Source organism: Methylosinus sp. is20ea, from assembly GCF_059718135.1.
Map to the genome: position 1 here is coordinate 2,440,476 of NZ_AP046088.1, position 18,240 is coordinate 2,458,715.

The window sequence follows — 18,240 nt, forward strand, 5'->3', positions numbered from 1 at the left end:
CCGTCATGACGAATAGCGATAGGGCTGCGGCATCAGTCCGACCGAGGCGAGCAGCCGACCGATGGCTATGCCGATCGGATGAGCGGCGGCGAGCGGATGTTTGGAGTCCCGCAGCATGAGCAGCGCGCGCTGCAGCGAGATCGGCCCCAGCGCGATGTTCTTGGCGACGAGCAGCAGGCGCTCGCGCAGGCTGTGCGCGGCGAGGCGATCGATACTGTAATTGATCGCGCCGGTGGCGAGGCTGCGGCGCAGCACCCAGCCGAGCTCGAGCCTGCCCGGCGTCACCTGCTCATAGATCTGCGCCTCCTGACGCCAGAAGAAGGTGAAGCCGGCGCGACGGCAGCGCGTGAAGAATTCCGTGTCGCCGCCGCCGAGAAAATTGAAGCTCGGATCGAGCGAGGGAACGGCGAGCCCGTCGAACACATGGCGCGACAGCAGGCAATTGCCGGTGCCGTAGATCATCGGCACCGGGCCGGTCTCGCCGAAGGCGGGCCAGAACACCGGATGATCGCGAAACGCGCGGCGCGCCTCGTCGGGGAAGATGGGCGTCACCGGGCCGCCGACGATATCCGCGCCCTGGCGCGCGCAGGCGACCATCTCGTCGAGCCATTGCGGCTCGGCGCGCTCGTCGTCATCGATCATCAGGAAATATTCGGCCGAAGGATAGCGCTCGCGCGCCAGACGAAAGGCCGCATTGATCGCATGGACATTGCCCTGACGCGGCTCCACTGTCGCCATGCCGGAGAGACGGCCGTCGCGAAAGAAGGACTGCGCCACGTCGAGGCCGACCGGCGCGGCGGCGTCATTGTCGACAACGACGACGGCGAAGGCGACTTGCGTCGCCTGCGCCTCGATCGAGGCCAGCGTCGTCGCGAGCATGTCGGGACGACGGAAGGTCGGAATGCAGACGACCGCTTCGACGCGAGAGGCGTTGGCGATGGGCGCTGCGGCGGGTTCGGGGAGACGTCGTGAAGCTTGTGTCATTCCAGATTCGTCGTCAGAGTGAGGGCGCCGAGCGCCGCCAGGGTCAGAGCGCCCGCCATCGCTCTGCGATTGTCGCGGCCGGGGTCCGCGTCGCGGTCAGCCGCCAGGAGAAAAAAAGTCATTTTCTCCAGCAACGCCTCCCGTGAGAGCGCCGAGGAGAGCGCGTGATCGGCGCCGTCGATGACGTCGATCGCGACATTGGGCAGGTTCCTCAAATAGTGGGCGTCGGGCCCGAAGCAGACGTCCATCGCCTCTCTGCCGACGTCATGATCGCCATGCAGCAGCAGGATGCGGACGCCGCGCGCCGCGAGCTTGGAGAAATTGGCCCGCGCCTCGCGCGCCTTGCCATGCGCGAGGCCGAGGCGCTGAGCGAGCGCGCCGGCGAAGGCCGAAGCCTTGCGGCGAAGCAGCGCCGAAGCGATGTCGACGAGCTTGCCGACCGACACTTCGCCAGTGGCGACGCGCGCCCAGGCGCGGGCGCTCATCGCTTTGGCGACATAAGTGTGTGTCGCCGCAAAGCCCATCTCCAGCAGCTTCTCGCGATCCTCGCCGTCGATGCGGCCGAAGACCTGGAGATTGGCGAGCGCCAGAGCCTTCACGCGCTCGTCGGCGAGGGCGGCGTAGAGCGCGAGCGCCGCGCCGCTGCATACGCCATAGATCGTGACCTCCTCGAGGCCGCGCATCTCGAGGAAATCCAGCGCCGCCGAGACGTCCGCGGCGCGCTGCATCTCATAGAGAGCGGCGCGCGGCCCATCCTCGAGAACCGCGGAATCGCCGATGCCGAGCGTGTCCATGCGCAGCGAGGCGAACCCCTGACGCGCCAGCGAGCGGGCGAAATCGACAGTGGAGCGGCCGCAGCCGATGTGATGATTGGCGCCGGTGTCGAGCATCAGCACCGTCATCTTCGGCTTGCCGCGCGGCAGGCACAGCACGCCGGCGAGATTTCTGTGCTCGCCGAACAGAGCCGCGCGCTCGATGAAATGCTCGGTGGCGAGCGCGCCCTGCGGCGGACGCGACGTCAGCGCGCGCCCCGCGCCTTCGCTGGCGAAGGCGACGACGGCGTCGAGATCGGCGAGCGGCGGCGGCGGCGGCATGGGCGCCGGCGTCAGCGCGCGATAGTCGAGCAGCTCCCGCGTCGTGACGCGCGCGCCGAGCGATTCGAGCCGCTGGACGAATTCCGGCGCAGGCTTCGCCGCGGGATCGTGCAGCAACAGCACGCGCTCGGCGGGCGCGGCCTCGAGGCGCGTCAGATCGATGCGCTTGATCGCGGCGGCCATGGATTGCGTGATCGTAAATCCTTCGAGATGGATGTCGTCGCTGGCGGTCGCTGCGGCGACGCTCGCCTCGGGCGTCGCTCCACTCGCCGCGAGCACGCGCGCCATCATCTTGAGCTCGCGCAAATAGCTCGAGCCCTTCACCACGGGCGCGATCTGGACGAGGCGCTCGACGCCGCCGACCTCGGCCGCCAGCGCCGCGCCGAGACGCAGGCCGACGAGCGTCACCTCGCGCACGCCGATCGCCTCGCGCATCCAGCGCACGGCGACGCGGATCTGCTCGCGCCAGGAATCGACGAGCGCCGGATCGGCGGGATCGCCGAGCGAATCGCCCTCGCCTGGATAGTCGAAGCGCAGCGTCGGCAGGCCGGCGCCGGCCAGACGATCGGCGAGGACGCGCCAGGATTGATGCGCGCAAAGCCCTTCATAGCCGATGGAGGCGCACATCACGACGCCGCGGTCCCCGTCGGCGTGATGAAACCAGCCGAAGCTCTCGCCGATCGCGACCGGGGTGGAATTCATATCTTCAACTCGCTCACGCTCACGCATAATCACACCACGCTCGGTTTAAGGCTTTCTTCCGGGAGCTGCGAGCCATTCCTCGGCTCAGGCTTTCTATTCGGTTCAAATCGGCGCAAAAAGCCACCGTCTGTCCGAATGAAGAAGAAACCATGCCAGCGGGCGCCTTCGGACGGCTGGCATGATTCTTCGAGATTTTTCGGCGCCGGCCGCTCCTTCGTCCCCGAATGGCACAGCGGCGCTTCGGCTTTTCGACAAGGACAGCAGCGCCCATGCTCGCCAGGCAGACCGTCGTCTATTTCGCGGCCAATGTGTTCTCCGCAATCTTCGGCCTGCTCAACACCATTGTGTTCACGCGCGTCTTCGCCGTCGCGGCCTATGGCGATTATCTGCTCGGCTTCGCTTTCGCCACTCTGCTCGCCACATTCCTCGCCAGCGCGCTGAAGCTCGCGATATTGCGCGAGCAGGCGAAGGGCGACGGCGCCGATATTCGCGGCGCGATCCTCGCCGCAATGGCGCTGCTCGCGCCGGCTGCGCCTTTGTTCTTCGTCGTCGCGCGGCTCACCGGCCTGTCCGCGCCGGTTTCGGCGGCCGCGGTGCTGCTGGCCTTCGCCGTCACGCTCTATGAGACGAGCCAGGAATCGCTGCGCGCGGCGCAGAAGGCGCTCGCTTATCTGCGCGGCACTGTCTATCGCGCGCTTTTCGTTTCCGCGCTCGGCGTCGCCGTGGCTCTCGCCTCGGCGAGCGGCGCGGCGCTGCTCGCCTCCTCCGCGGCGGCGCTGGTCGTGGCGACGGCGCTGTTCTGGCGCGCCGCCTGGGGCGATGCGCGGCCGCGGCTCGACCGCGCGCGACTCCTCGACATAGCCAAGGCCGGGCTGCCCTTCACCTTCTCAATGTCGCTGATGGCGCTGGCGACGGTCGCCGATCGCTTCCTGCTCGCCGAGCTCGCGGGCGTCGCCGACGCCGGGCGCTATGGCGCGAGCCTCGATCTCGTGCGGCAGGCGCTGATCATTCCGGCGATCAGCGTCTCCACCGCCTTCGTGCCCATGGCCGTGCGGCTCTTCGCCGAGCGCGGCGAGGCGGAGGCGCGCCGCCATCTCGAGAAGTCGATGGAGCTGCTGCTCGCCGTCGTGCTGCCGGCCTGCGTCGGCTTCGCGCTGGTCGCGCCGCAGATCGCCGATCTCGTGCTCGGCCCGGAATTCCGCGAGACCGGGCGCTGGGCCATGCCTGTCCTGGCGATGGCGGTGGTGTTCCAGATTCTGACGCAGCAATATCTGCACACGAGCTTTCTGCTGTCCAACCGCAATAGTTTCTATCTGGTGAACACGGGCTCGATCCTCGTCTTCAACCTCATCGTCTCGGCGCTGCTGATCTACCGTTTCGGCCTCGCCGGCGCGGTGTGGGGGAGGCTGGCGGCGGAGATGTTCGGCTGCGCCCAGGCCTATGCGCTGAGCCGCGTGGCTTTCGCCATGCCGCTGCCGCTCGGCCGGCTCGCGCTCGTCGGCGCGGCGACGGCGGCGATGGCGGCCGCCGTCTACGCTCTTTCGGCGAAGGTGGCGGCGCTGCCGCCGGCGCTCGCGCTCATCCTATTGGTCGGCGCCGGCGTCGCCGCCTATGCGCCCATCGCTCTGGTTTTCGATCTCGCCGAAACGCGCGCGCTCATCGGCGGCGTGGCGCGGCGCCTCGGCGCGCGCGCTTGTCAGAGCCCCGTCGCCTGACGATTCCGGCTCCTACGTTTTCGGGCCGATCGGTTCGGCGAGCGAAGCGATCGACGGGAGACCGATCAGAACACGAAATTGGCGAACAGCCGCACATTGGCGCCCGGCATCGGAACCTCGTCCTTCTTGTAAGAAACGCTGTTGCGTATGTCGGCGTTCAGCAGATTGTCGCCGACGATTCCAACGCTCACCTCGCGCGCGGGGAATTCGCCCTTGGGCAGCGCGATTTTATAGCTGATTTCGGCCTTCAGCAGATTATAGCCCTTGGTTCGCGTCTCGCCGATTTGCGCGATATTGTTCTGCGCGAAGGCGTGCAGCAGATTGACGCGCGCCAGCCAATTGGCGTCGCGCCAGACGAGGCCGCCGCCGAGGCGCACCGGCGGAATGCGCGGCACGTTGGTTCCATCCGCGAAAGTCGCGCGCACGACATCGATCTGATTTTCGATTCCGAGCAGGCCGCCCGCCAGCGGGACGACATCCCATTGGCTCTGGAACTCGCCGCCGCGGAAGGTGGCGTCGCGCTGCGAATAGAGCGCCTGATTGAGCGCTCCGCCGGCGCCGGCCGGCGAGCAGCTGTCGAAAGCGTCGTCGCAGCTCTCGCCGGAGAGGCGGCGATAGATGAAGCCGTCGAAATGCGTGTAGAAAAACGTCGCCTCGAAACGGAATGGCCCTTTGGCGCGGCGCAGACCGACCTCGACCGTATTCGCCGCCTCGATTCCGAGCAGCGGATTGCCGATGTCGAAAGTTCCCGTCGCGTCATGGACGCCGTGCGAGAACAGCTCGGGGCCACGCGGCGCGCGCTCGACATGCTGCGCCGTCAGGCTCGCGATCGTGTCGAAGGGCGCGTCCTGCAGCAGGCCGACGGCGATGCTCTTCGGCGTGAAATTGCGGTCGTATTTGAAGGAGATCGTCGGATCGAGGAAGAGATCGGGCGTCTGCCCCGTAACTTCCACGTTCTCGATGCGGCCGGCGAGCTGCAGGCGCAGCGAGTCGGTGAGCTTGAATTCATTGAACAGATAGAAGGCGATTGCGCGTGACTCATTGGGGTCGAACAGATTGCCGCCGACGCCGGGCGCCGAGAGGCGCTGATGCGATCCCTGCACGCCGAGCGCCGTGGTGAGCTTGGCGAAGCGCAGATCGAAGGGCGCGAGCTGCACCTCGAGGCGGCCCTCCTGCTCCTGATTGGTGAAGGTCTGTTGTATGCCGTCGAAGCCGCCTCCGATGCCGACCTCGTGATGCTTGTAATCCGTTGCGCCAGCCCAGAGGCGAATCGCGTCGACGAAGGAGGCGGGCGGCCGATATTCGCCCTTGGCGGTCACTTTCGTCTGGCGCAATTCGATGCGCGTGCGGCTCTCCGTCGAATCCATGCCGGGGATGCGATAAGTGCTCTCGAATTGCGTCGCCGAGGCGCCGAAGAAACCGCGATCGAAGATGTAGGAGCCGCCGGCCGACCAGCCGCCCGAGCGCATATAGGAATTGGGCTGCCGCCCGAAGACCAGCGGGGCGGGATCGGTCGGCGCGAGATAGGGGTAGGAGGGGATGGCGTAATTGCTCGTGCGGCGGCCATGCGTGTCGGCGTGCAGCGCGAAATTGCCCTGGCCGACATCGACGAGCGCCGCCTGCTCGAGCCCGGCGTCGACGGTGGAGACGGCGCTGCGCGTCTCCAGTCGCGTGCAGGGGCCGGGAAGCTGCTCGTCGCCGCGGCAGGGCAGGGCCTCGGGGATGCGATTATTGGTGGCGTTGACGACGCCGCCGATCGCCTGCGAGCCCCAGCGCAGCGTGGCCGGGCCGCGCACCACCTCGACGCGGCCGACGCCGAGCGGATCGAGCGGGACTCCGTGATCCTCGCCGAGCTCGGAGACGCCGCTCGAGCCGACGCCATTCTCCTGTATGCGCACGCGATGGGCGTCGAGGCCCCGCACGATCGGCCGGCTGGCGGCGCCCGGCGCGAAGCTCGAGCCGGTGATGCCCGGCTTGGAGAATAGGAGATCGCCGAGCGTCGCGCCGCCGGAGCGGCGAATCTCGTCGGAATCCACGACCGTCACAGTGGCGAATTGATCCGCGACTATCGGGAGAGCGCCGCGCGTCTCGGGCGCGGTGGGCGATTGCGCCGTCGCGGGCGCGCGCCGCTGGATCGGGCTCGGCGCCGCGATTTCGATGTCGGGCAGCGCCTCCTGCGCCAGCGCCGAGCCGGGGCCGAGCGCGGCCAGGAGCATTCCGCCCGAAAGCGCGTTGCGCACAGAAGGTTTTTCCATGAAACTCGCCCCCGAGAGCATATGTTATAACATAACATCGATAATGCGCCTGAGCCTCGGCCGCTGTCAATCTGCTGCGGCGCCACGAGGGACGATTAGAGGCCGAGGGCTTGATCGCAGACGCGAAATCGGGCATAGGCTGCGGCCACGAGGCGCTGGGCGTTCACCCCGGCCATTAGACCTTTTGCCCGGGGATCGACCGATGAAAGTCCGCAATTCGCTGAAGTCTCTGCGTTCGCGCCATCGCGCCAACCAGATCGTGCGCCGCAAGGGCCGCGTCTACGTCATCAATAAGGTGCAGAAGCGCTTCAAAGCCCGCCAGGGCTGAGCCTTCGCCTCCTGTCATGATGGCGCGCCGCCTCGCAGCGGCGCGTTTTTCGTCCGTGAGGTCCGCTTGGAGGCCCGCTTGGCGATAAGGCGTCTGTCCGTCAGGCGCCCATCAGCGCCCGCACATGCGCCGCCGCCGAGCGGCCGAGCGCGGTGAGATCATAGCCGCCCTCGAGCAGAGAGACGACGCGCCCGTCGGCGCTGCGCATCGAGGCGTCGATGATGCGCTTGGTCGCCTCGCTATAGTCGCGCTCGAGGAAACGCAGCCCGCCCAGCGGATCGTCGCGATGGCCGTCGAAACCGGCCGAGATCAGCACGAGATCCGGGGCGAAATCTTTGAGCCGCGGCAGGATGCGGCTCGTCAGCGCCTCGAGGAAATCGTCGCCCGTCGCGCCCGCAAAGAGCGGGGCGTTGACGATCTGGTCGAATTCGCCGGTCTCCCCGCTCGCCCCCGTGCCCGGATAATAGGGCGCCTGATGGGTGGAGCAGAACATCACCCGCCGATCCGCCCAGAACACCTCCTGCGTCCCATTGCCGTGATGGACGTCGAAATCGACGATGGCGACGCGCTCAGCCGCATGGGCGGCGATCGCATGGCGCGCGGCGATGGCGACATTGTTGAAGATGCAGAAGCCCATGGGCGTCGTCGGCCCGGCGTGATGGCCGGGCGGGCGCACGCAGACGAAGGCCGTGTCGGCCGCCCCAGTCATCACCTCGTCCACGGCGGCGACGCCGCCGCCGGCCGCATGCAGCGCCGCTTCGAGCGATTCGGGACACATCAGCGTGTCGGGGTCGAGCGCGACCAGGCCTTCGCGCGGCGCGGCCTTCTCGATCGCGCGCAAATGGCTCTCGGGATGCACCCGCAACAGCGCCTCGCGGGAGACCGAAGGGGCCGTGACGCGAATGAGATGCCGGAAATGCTCGGCCTCGAGCTCGCGTTCGATCGCGCGCAGCCGGTCGGGCTGCTCGGGATGGCCTGCGCCCATATTATGCGCGAGGCCGCTCTCATGTGTGATGAACAGGGTCCTCGTCATGGCCAGCCGCTCACGACCCTCGCTGAAGAACTCGCCTGCGAGAGCGCCATCCGATCCAGTCGGATCGGATGGCGCTCTCGCTTTCTTTCATGGGAGCGAATTCTGATCGATCGAACGATTCCGTTCGATCGGAAAGCGCTCTAAAGAAGTCGGGGCCCTTGTAGCACGCCGCCGCGCCGCGAGGGCGCCGGAAAAATTCTCAAAAAGCGGTCTTACGTCATCCGCCGCCGTTGCCTCGCGGCCACAGGTCGGGAATTATTCTGGAACCGATGTTTGCGTTCAGTAAGATTATGGTAAGCAAATTCCTAAATAGCTGTTTCGCGTGTCGAGAAAGGGCGAGTTCATGGATTCGAGGCATGGTTTCGTCGCGGCGGTTCTCGCTTTGTCGCTCGCCGGCTGCAACGCCGCCGGGGGGCCGCGCCTGGCCGATCCGCAGCTCAGCGGGCGCGACGCGCAATTCATGGCTTTGGTGCCGACGGCGGACGTCGGGGCGGCCTATGAGCGCTATCTCGTCGACTTCAAGACGAGCGAGCCGCCGGGCTCCATCATTGTCGACACGAAGAATAAATTCCTCTATTTCGTGGAGCCGGGCGGCAAGGCGATCCGCTATGGCGTCGCCACCGGCCAGGAGGCCTATGGCTGGGCCGGACGCGCCGTCATCGGCGGCATGCAGGAATGGCCGCGCTGGATTCCGCCCAAGGACATGCTGGAGCGCTGGCCGCATCTGCAGCCGACGGCCGACGCCGGCGGCCTGCCCGGCGGCCCGGACAATCCGCTCGGCGCCCGCGCGCTCTATTTGTTCGAGAACGGCAAGGACACGCTGTACCGCATCCACGGCACCAATGAGCCGGAGAAGATCGGCCAGAGCGTCTCCTCCGGCTGCATCCGAATGCGCGACATTGACGCGATCGACCTCTATACCCGCGTCAAGGTCGGCGCGAATGTCGTGGTGATCTGAGGGGGCGTCTTCTCCCTCTCCCCGCGAGCGGGGAGAGGGAGTTTTCCCTCACTCCAGCGGTTCCACCGCCACAATCTCGATCCCGAAGCCCGAGAGGCCCACATAGGTGCGGGGCTTGGGCTTGGAGGTGCGCAGGCGGATCGAGCTCACGCCCAGATCCTTCAAAATCTGCGCGCCGAGGCCGACGTCCAGCCATTGCGCCGTGCGCGCTTCCTCCGAATTGCGGTTGTCCGAGACGATCGGATTGACCGGAACGCCCGCCGCGCCGTCGCGCAGATAGACCAGCACCCCGCGTCCCTCCGCTGCGAAACGCTCCATCGTGCGCCGGATGGCGTCCGCGCCGCCGAAGACGTCGGCGATGATGTCGGCGCGATGCAGCCGTGCCGGCACGCCCTTGCCGTCGCCGATCTGGCCGACGACAAAGGCGAAATGCTGCACCGGATCGAAGGCGCTGACATAGGCGTAGCAGGTCGCCTCGCCGGCGAAGGTCTTCACCGGAAAGCAGGCGACGCGCTCCACCAGCTTCTCGCGCGCTTGCCGATAGGCGATGAGATCGGCGGTGGAGACGAGCTTCAGCCCATGCGTGGCGGCGAAATCGACGATCTGCTTGCCGGCCATCACCGTGCCGTCGTCATTGGCGAGCTCGCAAATGACGCCGACCGGCGGCAGGCCGGCGAGGCGGCAGAGATCGACGGCGGCCTCCGTATGGCCGGAGCGCATCAGCACGCCGCCATCCTTGGCGATGAGCGGGAAGACATGGCCGGGCCGCACGAAATCATGCGGGCCGCGATTGCCATTGGCGAGCGCGCGCACCGTGTTGCAGCGCTGCTCGGCGGAAATGCCGGTGGTGAGCCCTTCGCGCGCGTCCACGCTGACGGTGAAGGCGGTGCCGAGCGGCGCGTCATTGGCGGCGACCATGGGCGCGAGATGCAGGCGGCGCGCTTCTTCCAGCGTCAGCGGCGCGCAGACGATGCCGCAGCAATGGCGGATGATGAAGGCCATTTTCTCGGGGCTACAGAGCGAGGCGGCGACAATGAGGTCGCCCTCGTTCTCGCGGTCGTCGTCATCGGTGACGACGATGATTTCGCCGCGTCCGATCGCCTCTATGGCCTCGGTGACGGAATGGGACAAGACGGGCTCCGCTGTTCCCGGCGCATCGGCCGGCGCGGCTGTTCTACTCCCCCGCCTCGGGGGATTCAAACTTTTGCGATCGACGACTTTTGCGATGGATTTGGCCGGCGGCGCGCCGGCCTCCCCTGGCGAAGCAAAAAAGCCGCCGGTCCGCGCAGCGCGACGCGCAGGCCGACCTTCGCCTGCGTCTGCAGGAATTTCGAGAAGCCGCCGTCCGGCAGCCGGCGAATGAAGAATTCGAGCCGACCATCCTCTGCGACCGAGGCCATGGAATAGGAGCGGCGCGTATGCGTGCCGGGAATCTCTATGTCGACGAATTGCCCGGGGGCGAAGTTCGGCGCGATCGGCGCCGCGCCATCGGCGGTCAGAGGCTGCAGAACGAGCCGCACGACATTCGACGACACGCGATCGCATTCGACGATCTCGGCGAGCCAGTTGGTCTGGATCGCCTCGAAGGAGATGTGATCATAGGTGTAGGGCGCGACAATGTGCAGATCGCTAGGCGTCCTCTCCGGTCGTCGCCTTGGTGATGACGTCCGCGACGGAGAGCTTCTCGGTCTCGAGGACCGAAAGCCTCTCCTCGATCTTGCGTTCGATATATTGATAATCGACGTCGAGATCGTAGCTCTTGCGGAACGGCGAGGAATAGGTGACGCGAATATTCCTGGCCGCGACTGTGATCCTCCACTCTTGCGACGAGCCGCCGCGGCCCGTCGCGCGTTTCCTTTTATTTTTTCTTTGGTTTGTCGAATGCGCTTATGTCGATGTCCTCGCGTCCGGCGTTGAGCGTCATGGCGCTGCGGCCCGCCGCCACGCGGCGCGCGCGATTGCGCTCGACGACCATGCGTTCGATCGTGATCGTCGCGCCTCGCGCGATATCGATGCGTCGGTTTAGACGCCATTGCGAAATTCGCCCCGAAATGCGGTGGGCGCGACGTTTCGCGCTATGTATGTGTCTCTGCGCGCTGGCGCCGAAGTTGCGGACCGGGCGGCGAGGGGCATGTTCGACGATCGGCTCGAGACATGATCACAGGCTCGCCGCGGCGGCGCGACCTTTCGTGCTCTATAGGAATCGGGACCTTTTGCATGCGGCCAGCGCTCTGCGTCCTATTGCTTCTTTTCGCGACGGCAACGCTCGCGGCGCCGGCCGTGATCGAGGTGGAGCGCGCCTGGTGCGCGACGCCGCCCAAGGGCGTGACGACCGGCGCCTGCTATCTCGCGCTGCGCAATGACGGCAAGACGGAGGACCGGCTGCTCGGCGTGGAGGCGGAGGCGGCCGATCGCGTCGAGATGCATGTAACGAAAGTGGCCGATGGCGTCGGACGGATGCGGCCGCTCGCCGAGGGCGTCGCGCTCCCGGCCGAGTCGGTCGTCGACTTCAGGGAGAAGGGCTATCATCTCATGCTGGTCGATCTGAGGGGCCCGCTCGCCGAGGGCGCGACCGTGCGCGGGACGCTGCGGTTCGAGCGCGCGGGGCCGCAGCCGGTGCTGTTCCACGTCGAGCGGTTGCATACGCCCTGATCGGCGCGTCCAGCGCTCCGCCCGCACAGATCGCCCGAATGGATCGCGCCCGGATGGCCGAATCGCCGGGCGCCCCTATTTCGATCTTTCGGATGAAGATCGCGGGACGGGCCGCGGTCCAGGCGGAACGGCCAGAGGCGGAAGGGGCTAGGCGGCTCGGCGCCCGGCCGCTTTCGCCGCACCGCCTGAGACAAGGCCGCCGCCGGGTTGTTCGAGAGCGGTCTGCATGCGAAATTTACGGAAATTGCGAAATTTACGAAAATTGGAGCCTTCGCTGGCGGGGCCGGCCGCCGCGCCGCGACGAGGCGGCTCCGAGCCCTTTTCCCGGCGCGCCATCGTAAACGGCCGACCATGGAGGCGATCTTCGTTTGTAACCAGTTCGTCACGAATATGACGCAAAAAGGGACGGCGTCATTTGCGCTGGTCTTTTCGGCGACAAATTCCCTCCCATAGTGGGGTTCATCCCGCATTCAGCCTGAATGCGGGATAGGATCGGCCTTCGCTCTCATGCTAGATGAGCGCGGATTTTCCCGCGGATATGTCACGCGATGAACGAGTTGAACCCCAATTTCGCGCAGAGCTCGCCGATCGACCAGAGCTCGCCTGTCGCCGAGGATGAAGCACGGACCGAGGCTGTGGGCGCGGCGCTGCGCGGCGCCGCCATGCCGCATCTGCTGCGCGACGAATTGCTCTGCGAGATTTTTGCCGCCCGCGTCGCGGCGACGCCCAATGGGCTCGCAATGGCGACTTTGGAGCGGCGTTTCACCTATCGCGAGGTCGATGCGCAGGCCTCGGCCATCGCCTGCGGCCTTTCGGCGCGGGAGATCGGTCCGGGCGACGTGGTCGGCCTGTGGGGCGCGCGCGGCCCGGAGCTGCTGATCGCCCAGATCGCCATCGCCAAGACGGGCGCCGCCTGGCTGCCCTTCGACGCCGACGCGCCGGTCGACCGCATCGCCGTCTGCCTCGCCGACGCGGGCGCCAAGGCGCTGCTGACCTCCGCCGCTTTCGCCGGCAAGGCCGCCTCCTCGGTCTCGGTCGAGACGCTGGTCGACGAGGAGATCGCCATAGTCGGAGGCGTCTGCCCCGATCCGCGCGGGCTCGGCGCGACGGGCGATCATGCGGCCTATCTGATCTATACCTCCGGTTCGACGGGGACGCCCAAGGGCATTGTCGTCACGGCGCGCAACATCTGTCATTATCTGCGCTCGGCCAATGAGATCTACCGGATTTCCGCCTCCGATGTGGTGTTCCAGGGCGCGTCCGTCGCCTTCGACCTCTCCATGGAGGAGATCTGGATTCCCTATCTCGCTGGCGCGTCGCTCTTTGTCGCCACGCCGCAGATCATCGGCGAGACCGAGGCGCTTCCCGATATTCTGGAGGAGGCCGGCGTCACCGTGCTCGACACTGTGCCGACGCTGCTCTCCGCCATGCCGCGCGACGTCGTGACGCTGAAGACCATCGTGCTCGGCGGCGAGGCCTGCCCGCCCTCGGTGGCGGAGCGCTGGACGCGCATCGGCCGCACCATTTTCAACAGCTACGGCCCCACCGAGGCGACCGTCGTCGCCACCGTCTCGGAGGTCTGGCCGAATGAGAAAGTGACGATCGGCAAGCCGATCCCCAATTACAGCTGCTATGTCGTCGACGAAAATCTGGCGTTGCTGCCGCCGGGCGTCGAGGGCGAGCTGCTCATCGGCGGGCCGGGCGTGGCGAAAGGATATCTGCGCCGCGACGAGCTGACGGCCGAGAAATTCATCGCCAATCCTTATCCGTCGGACGGCTCCGATCCGATCCTCTATCGCTCCGGCGACGCCGTGGCGCTGGACGAGCACGGCGACCTCCATTTCCGCGGGCGCATCGACGATCAGGTGAAGATCAGGGGCTTTCGCGTCGAGCTCGGCGAGATCGAATCGGCGCTCTCGCGCCTCGATCATATCCGCCAGGCGGCCGTGGTTCTGCGCAATGAGAATGGGCTGGACGAGCTCGTCGCCTTTCTCGTCGGCGCGACGGCGGTCGTGCCCGACCCGCGCGAATTGCGGGCGAAATTGCGCGAGTTCCTGCCCTCCTACATGGTTCCGGCGCGTTTCGAGGTGGTCGCCGCCCTGCCGCGCCTCTCTTCCGGCAAGGTGGACCGCAAAGCGCTGAAGAGCGTGGCGCTGACCGCCCCGCTCATCGACACGGAGGCGCAGGAGGAGCCGCGCAGCGCCACCGAGGCGGTGCTGCTCGACGCCGCCAAGCGCGTGCTGCCGCCCGGCGCGATCCCCTTCGACGCCGATTTCTTCACCGATCTCGGCGGCCATTCGCTGCTCGCCGCGCGTTTCGTCTCGGTGGTGCGCGAGACCGCGCATCTTTCCTCGATCACGCTGCAGGACCTCTACGCCCAGCGCAATCTGCGCGCCCTCGCCGCGCATCTCGACGGCAAGGCCTCGACTGTCGGGCCGCAGCGCGACCTGTCCTTCACGCCGCCGCCGCTACTGCGGCGCTTTCTCTGCGGCCTCGCCCAGGCCGCGGCGCTGCCTTTCATCCTCGCCTTTGTCACCTCGCAATGGCTCGGCGTCTTCGTCTCCTATCAGCTGCTCACCTCCCCGGACGCGAATATCCTCGAGGAAGTGGCGGCGCTGCTCGGCGTCTATATGTGCGTCAACATCGCCACTGTGGCGGTGTCGATCCTCGGCAAATGGCTGGTCATCGGCCGCACCAAGCCGGGGCGCTACCCGCTATGGGGCGTCTATTACTACCGCTGGTGGCTGGCGCAGCGGCTCATGGGCCTCACCCACGCCAAATGGTTCCAATGCTCGCCCTTGATGCGCCTCTATCTTTCCGCGCTCGGCGCGAAGATCGGCGAGGACGCCATCATCGGCGAGTTGGACGTCGGCGCGATCGACCTCGTCAGCATTGGCGATGGCGCGAGCCTCGGCTCCAAGCTGAAGCTCGCCAACGCCCGCGTCGTCGGCAATGAGCTGATTATCGGGACGATCGACATCGGCGCCGACGCCTATGTCGGCACCTCCTGCGTCATCGAGGAGAATGTCGTCATCGGCGAGGGCGGCGCGCTCGAGGATCTGACCTCTGTTCCCGCCGGCTCGCATATCGGCGCCTATGAGATTTGGGACGGGTCGCCGGCGCGCTATAAGGGCGATGTCGACGCCCGCACGCTCGATCCGCAATCGACGGCCTCGACGCCGCAACGGCTCGCCATGGGCTTTATGTTCACCGTGCTGGTGCTGGCTCTGCCGCCGCTCGGCCTGCTGCCGATCTTCCCGGCCTTCTGGGTGTTCGACCGCTTCGACAATTGGCTCGGCATAACGGATGTCGATCACGCCTATTACCTCGCCGCCATCCCCGTATTCGCTTGGCCGACGGCCTTTGTGCTGGTGCTCGTCACCGTGGCCTTCATCGTGGTCTTCCGCTGGACCGTGCTGCCGCGCGTCTCGGAGGGCACCTATTCGGTGTGGTCCGGCTTCTATCTGCGCAAATGGGCGGTGGCGCTCGCCACCGAGGTGACGCTGGAGACGCTTTCCTCGCTGTTCGCCACGCTCTACATGCGCACATGGTACCGGCTGATGGGCGCGAAGATCGGCAAGGATTCGGAGATTTCGACCAATCTCTCCGGCCGCTATGATCTCGTCGAGATCGGCGAGAAATGCTTCATCGCCGATGAGGTCGTGCTCGGCGACGAGGATATGCGCCGCGGCTGGATGTATCTGAAGAAAGTGAAGACCGGCGCGCGCGTCTTCGTCGGCAATGACGCCGTGGTGCCGCCGGGCTCCGAAATCCCCAATGGCGCGCTGATCGGCATCAAATCCAAGCCGCCGGCCAATAGCGAGCTCTCCGAGGGCGACACCTGGTTCGGCTCGCCGCCGATGAAGCTGCCGGTGCGCCAGACGTTCGACGGCGGCGGCGCCGCCTGGACCTATCAGCCGCCCTTCTGGAAAAAAGCCGCGCGCGCCGGCTATGAGGCGGTCAATGTCTCGCTGCCGACCATGCTGTTCATCACTTTCGGCACATGGGCGGTGGAGAGCTTCGGCCAGAAGCTCATCGACGGCGATTATTGGTCGGTGTTCTGGCTGTTCGTGCTCTCTTCGACGCTGATCTCGCTCGGCATGACGCTCGTCGTGGTGGCGGTGAAGTGGATTACCATGGGCCGCTACGAGCCGCAGGTGAAGCCCATGTGGTCCTTCTGGGCCATGCGCACCGAGGCCTGCGCCGTGCTCTACTGGGGCCTCGCCGGCAAAATATTGCTCGAGCATTTGCGCGGCACGCCCTTCCTGCCCTGGATGCTGCGCCTGTTCGGCTCGAAATTCGGCAAGGGCGTGTTCATGGACATGACCGACATCACCGAATTCGACTGTGTGAAGGTCGGCGACTATGCCGCTCTCAATCAGGTCGCCGCGCTGCAGACGCATCTCTACGAGGACCGGGTGATGAAGGTCGGCCGCGTCGAGATCGGCCGCGGCGTGACCGTCGGCGCCGGCTCCACCGTGCTCTATGACACCCATGTCGGCGATTTCGCGCGGCTCGGCCCGCTCACCGTGGTGATGAAGGGCGAGAAGATTCCGGCGCATTCCGAATGGATCGGCGCGCCGGCCGAGCCGGCAGAGACGGCGCAAGTCGTTGCCGCGCCGGAGCGCGCGGCCAGCAAAGCGGCGTGAGGATGCGGCCGCGTTTGGGCGCCTGAAAAGGCTCGTGGATTCCGTCTTATACGGTTTCGGGCTGAATGCTCCGGCTCGCGTTCCCCCTCTCCCCGCGAGCGGGGAGAAGGAAGGCGGCGAAGGCCGCGCGAGCCGATCAGCCGGAAACCGTCTCACATGAAGATCAAATCCGTGTCCTGCGGCCGCGCGCCGGCCGCGGTCAGCATCGCATGGACCTGTCCGCGATGATGGGTCTGATGGTTGAAAATATGGACGACGATGAGCTTGCGCGGCTTGGCGATCTGCGCCTGCGACGCGCCAGAATACCAGGAAAAATCGCCCTCGAGCGCCGCCTCGTCGAGCGCGTCGGCCCAGGCGATCAGCCGCGTGTCCATCGCCGCGCGCTCCTGCTTCAACGCCGCCCAATGGGCGCGGAAAGACGCCGATTCTCCCAAAGGAACATCGGGGTTCGGCCCGCCGGCGACGCGGCACATCCACATCGTATCGGCCCAGAGCAGATGATTGAGCGTGGCGTGGATCGATTTGAAGAAGGCTCCGCGATCGGCGCGCCGCGCCTCATCCGTGAGCGTATCGGCCGCGGCGTAGAGGTTCTCGTTCTGCCAGGCGTTGTAGCGCGCCATTTTCTGCGCGAAGGCGGGGGTGATCATGTTTCGGGCGGGCCCTATTCGGCGCTGACTTCGGCTGCAGTGTAGGACATGAGGAGACGGCCCGCCATTCGCGTTTGACCCCGCGGCGGCCGGCGCCTACAACCGGCCCTCGGCAAATTTGTGATCGGCGCTCCATGTCCCACAACAGCTTCGGCCATCTCTTCCGCATCACCACTTTCGGCGAGAGCCATGGGCCGGCGCTCGGCGTCGTCGTCGACGGCTGCCCGCCGGGGCTGGAGCTGACCGAGGCCGAGATTCAGCTCTTTCTCGACAAGCGCAAGCCCGGCCAGTCGCGTTTCACCACGCAGCGGCAGGAGGCCGATGCGGTGAAAATCCTGTCCGGCGTCTTTGCCGATTCCGCCGGCCGGCAGGTGACGACCGGAACGCCGATCGCGCTGCTGATCGAGAACACCGACCAGCGCTCCAAGGATTATGGCGATATCGCCGAGAAATACCGGCCCGGCCACGCCGATTACGCCTATGACGCGAAATATGGCGTTCGCGACTATCGCGGCGGCGGGCGCTCGTCGGCGCGCGAGACCGCGGCGCGCGTCGCCGCCGGCGCTGTGGCGCGCAAAGTGCTCGCCGGCGTCACCATACGCGGCGCTCTGGTGCAGATCGGCCCGCATAAAATCGACCGCGCCCGCTTCGACTGGGCGGAGGTGGAGAACAACCAGCTGTTCTGCCCCGATGCGGAGACGGCGACGCTCTGGGCCGATTATCTCGACGGCGTGCGCAAATCGGGCTCATCCATCGGCGCGATCATAGAGGTCGTGGCCGAAGGCGTCCCCGTCGGCTGGGGCGCGCCCATCTATGGCAAGCTCGACTCCGATCTCGCCAGCGCCTTCATGTCGATCAACGCCGTGAAGGGGGTGGAGATCGGCGCCGGCTTCGCCGCGGCCGAGCTCTCCGGTGAAGCCAACGCCGATGAGATGCGCGCCGGGCCGGACGGCAAGCCTGTGTTTCTGTCCAATCAGGCCGGCGGCGTGCTCGGCGGCATATCGACCGGCCAGCCGATCGTCGCCCGTTTCGCCGTCAAGCCGACCTCATCCATTCTGACGCCGCGCCGCACGATCGACCGCAACGGCCAGGAGACGGAGATCGTCACCAAGGGCCGCCACGACCCCTGTGTCGGCATACGCGCTGTGCCGGTGGGCGAGGCGATGATGGCCATTGTGCTGGCCGACCATTTCTTGCGGCACAGGGGGCAGGTGGGCGGCTAG

The 18,240-nt window shown here is 66.6% G+C and carries 14 protein-coding genes; 6 read left to right on the forward strand and 8 right to left on the reverse strand.

The features are described from left to right. Window positions 1-3: 3 nt before the first annotated feature. Window positions 4-984 (reverse strand): glycosyltransferase family 2 protein, encoded by a 981-nt coding sequence (locus AC6IY7_RS11245; protein WP_497779113.1) that lies wholly within the window; start codon window positions 982-984, stop codon window positions 4-6. Further along, the gene (locus tag AC6IY7_RS11250) at window positions 981-2,780 is read right to left on the reverse strand and encodes an alpha/beta fold hydrolase (RefSeq protein ID WP_497779116.1); all 1,800 of its coding nucleotides are present in this window, start codon (window positions 2,778-2,780) and stop codon (window positions 981-983) included. The genes AC6IY7_RS11245 and AC6IY7_RS11250 overlap by 4 nt, the downstream gene beginning before the upstream one ends. A 269-nt stretch (window positions 2,781-3,049) precedes the next feature. Here AC6IY7_RS11250 and AC6IY7_RS11255 point away from each other — a divergent pair, with 269 nt between their 5' ends. Then, on the forward strand, window positions 3,050-4,495 hold the full coding sequence (locus tag AC6IY7_RS11255) for a lipopolysaccharide biosynthesis protein (protein ID WP_497779119.1): 1,446 nt from the start codon (window positions 3,050-3,052) through the stop codon (window positions 4,493-4,495). Window positions 4,496-4,560: 65 nt separating this feature from the next. Here AC6IY7_RS11255 and AC6IY7_RS11260 read toward each other — a convergent pair whose 3' ends face one another. Beyond that, window positions 4,561-6,750, reverse strand: coding sequence for a TonB-dependent receptor (locus AC6IY7_RS11260; protein WP_497779120.1), 2,190 nt, complete (start codon window positions 6,748-6,750; stop codon window positions 4,561-4,563). A gap of 202 nt (window positions 6,751-6,952) precedes the next feature. Between AC6IY7_RS11260 and ykgO the strand changes: the two genes are divergently transcribed. Next, window positions 6,953-7,078 (forward strand): type B 50S ribosomal protein L36, encoded by a 126-nt coding sequence (gene ykgO / locus AC6IY7_RS11265; RefSeq protein WP_497779121.1) that lies wholly within the window; start codon window positions 6,953-6,955, stop codon window positions 7,076-7,078. A 100-nt stretch (window positions 7,079-7,178) separates the two neighbouring features. Here the strand turns inward: ykgO and AC6IY7_RS11270 are convergent, their stop codons facing one another. Next, window positions 7,179-8,111, reverse strand: coding sequence for a histone deacetylase family protein (locus AC6IY7_RS11270; RefSeq protein WP_497779123.1), 933 nt, complete (start codon window positions 8,109-8,111; stop codon window positions 7,179-7,181). Window positions 8,112-8,454: 343 nt separating this feature from the next. On the opposite strand from AC6IY7_RS11270, the gene AC6IY7_RS11275 reads away from it, so the two are divergent. Continuing rightward, complete coding sequence (locus tag AC6IY7_RS11275) at window positions 8,455-9,069, forward strand: L,D-transpeptidase (RefSeq protein ID WP_497779125.1); 615 nt, start codon at window positions 8,455-8,457, stop codon at window positions 9,067-9,069. Window positions 9,070-9,117: 48 nt separating this feature from the next. Here AC6IY7_RS11275 and ribB read toward each other — a convergent pair whose 3' ends face one another. From ribB to AC6IY7_RS11290, 3 genes are all read right to left on the reverse strand, one after another. After that, window positions 9,118-10,200 carry a 3,4-dihydroxy-2-butanone-4-phosphate synthase gene (gene ribB, locus AC6IY7_RS11280; RefSeq protein ID WP_497779128.1) on the reverse strand — a complete coding sequence of 361 codons (1,083 nt, stop codon included), beginning with the start codon at window positions 10,198-10,200 and terminating at the stop codon, window positions 9,118-9,120. Window positions 10,201-10,265: 65 nt separating this feature from the next. Continuing rightward, on the reverse strand, window positions 10,266-10,604 hold the full coding sequence (locus AC6IY7_RS11285; protein WP_497779130.1) for an FAD-binding oxidoreductase: 339 nt from the start codon (window positions 10,602-10,604) through the stop codon (window positions 10,266-10,268). Window positions 10,605-10,698: 94 nt separating this feature from the next. Beyond that, window positions 10,699-10,881: a hypothetical protein gene (locus tag AC6IY7_RS11290; RefSeq protein WP_497782827.1), complete on the reverse strand. Its 183-nt coding sequence runs from the start codon at window positions 10,879-10,881 to the stop codon at window positions 10,699-10,701. Between the two features lie 405 nt (window positions 10,882-11,286). Here AC6IY7_RS11290 and AC6IY7_RS11295 point away from each other — a divergent pair, with 405 nt between their 5' ends. After that, complete coding sequence (locus tag AC6IY7_RS11295) at window positions 11,287-11,721, forward strand: copper chaperone PCu(A)C (protein ID WP_497779132.1); 435 nt, start codon at window positions 11,287-11,289, stop codon at window positions 11,719-11,721. 548 nt (window positions 11,722-12,269) lie between these two features. Continuing rightward, complete coding sequence (locus tag AC6IY7_RS11300; protein WP_497779135.1) at window positions 12,270-16,370, forward strand: Pls/PosA family non-ribosomal peptide synthetase; 4,101 nt, start codon at window positions 12,270-12,272, stop codon at window positions 16,368-16,370. Between the two features lie 152 nt (window positions 16,371-16,522). Here the strand turns inward: AC6IY7_RS11300 and AC6IY7_RS11305 are convergent, their stop codons facing one another. Further along, window positions 16,523-17,017 carry a DinB family protein gene (locus AC6IY7_RS11305; RefSeq protein WP_497779137.1) on the reverse strand — a complete coding sequence of 165 codons (495 nt, stop codon included), beginning with the start codon at window positions 17,015-17,017 and terminating at the stop codon, window positions 16,523-16,525. A gap of 134 nt (window positions 17,018-17,151) precedes the next feature. Here AC6IY7_RS11305 and aroC point away from each other — a divergent pair, with 134 nt between their 5' ends. After that, a complete protein-coding gene (aroC, locus tag AC6IY7_RS11310) occupies window positions 17,152-18,240 on the forward strand; it encodes a chorismate synthase (RefSeq protein ID WP_497779138.1) in 1,089 nt (362 codons plus the stop codon).

Excerpts from the sequence above, each read along its gene's own strand:
- ykgO (WP_497779121.1), top strand. The coding sequence starts at position 6,953 with ATGAAAGTCCGCAATTCGCTGAAGTCTCTGCGTTCGCGCCATCGCGCC.
- aroC (WP_497779138.1), top strand. The coding sequence starts at position 17,152 with ATGTCCCACAACAGCTTCGGCCATCTCTTCCGCATCACCACTTTCGGC.
- AC6IY7_RS11255 (WP_497779119.1), top strand. The coding sequence starts at position 3,050 with ATGCTCGCCAGGCAGACCGTCGTCTATTTCGCGGCCAATGTGTTCTCC.
- AC6IY7_RS11295 (WP_497779132.1), top strand. The coding sequence starts at position 11,287 with ATGCGGCCAGCGCTCTGCGTCCTATTGCTTCTTTTCGCGACGGCAACG.
- AC6IY7_RS11260 (WP_497779120.1), bottom strand. The coding sequence starts at position 6,750 with ATGGAAAAACCTTCTGTGCGCAACGCGCTTTCGGGCGGAATGCTCCTG.
- AC6IY7_RS11270 (WP_497779123.1), bottom strand. The coding sequence starts at position 8,111 with ATGACGAGGACCCTGTTCATCACACATGAGAGCGGCCTCGCGCATAAT.
- AC6IY7_RS11250 (WP_497779116.1), bottom strand. The coding sequence starts at position 2,780 with ATGAATTCCACCCCGGTCGCGATCGGCGAGAGCTTCGGCTGGTTTCAT.
- AC6IY7_RS11275 (WP_497779125.1), top strand. The coding sequence starts at position 8,455 with ATGGATTCGAGGCATGGTTTCGTCGCGGCGGTTCTCGCTTTGTCGCTC.
- AC6IY7_RS11245 (WP_497779113.1), bottom strand. The coding sequence starts at position 984 with ATGACACAAGCTTCACGACGTCTCCCCGAACCCGCCGCAGCGCCCATC.
- AC6IY7_RS11305 (WP_497779137.1), bottom strand. The coding sequence starts at position 17,017 with ATGATCACCCCCGCCTTCGCGCAGAAAATGGCGCGCTACAACGCCTGG.
- AC6IY7_RS11300 (WP_497779135.1), top strand. The coding sequence starts at position 12,270 with ATGAACGAGTTGAACCCCAATTTCGCGCAGAGCTCGCCGATCGACCAG.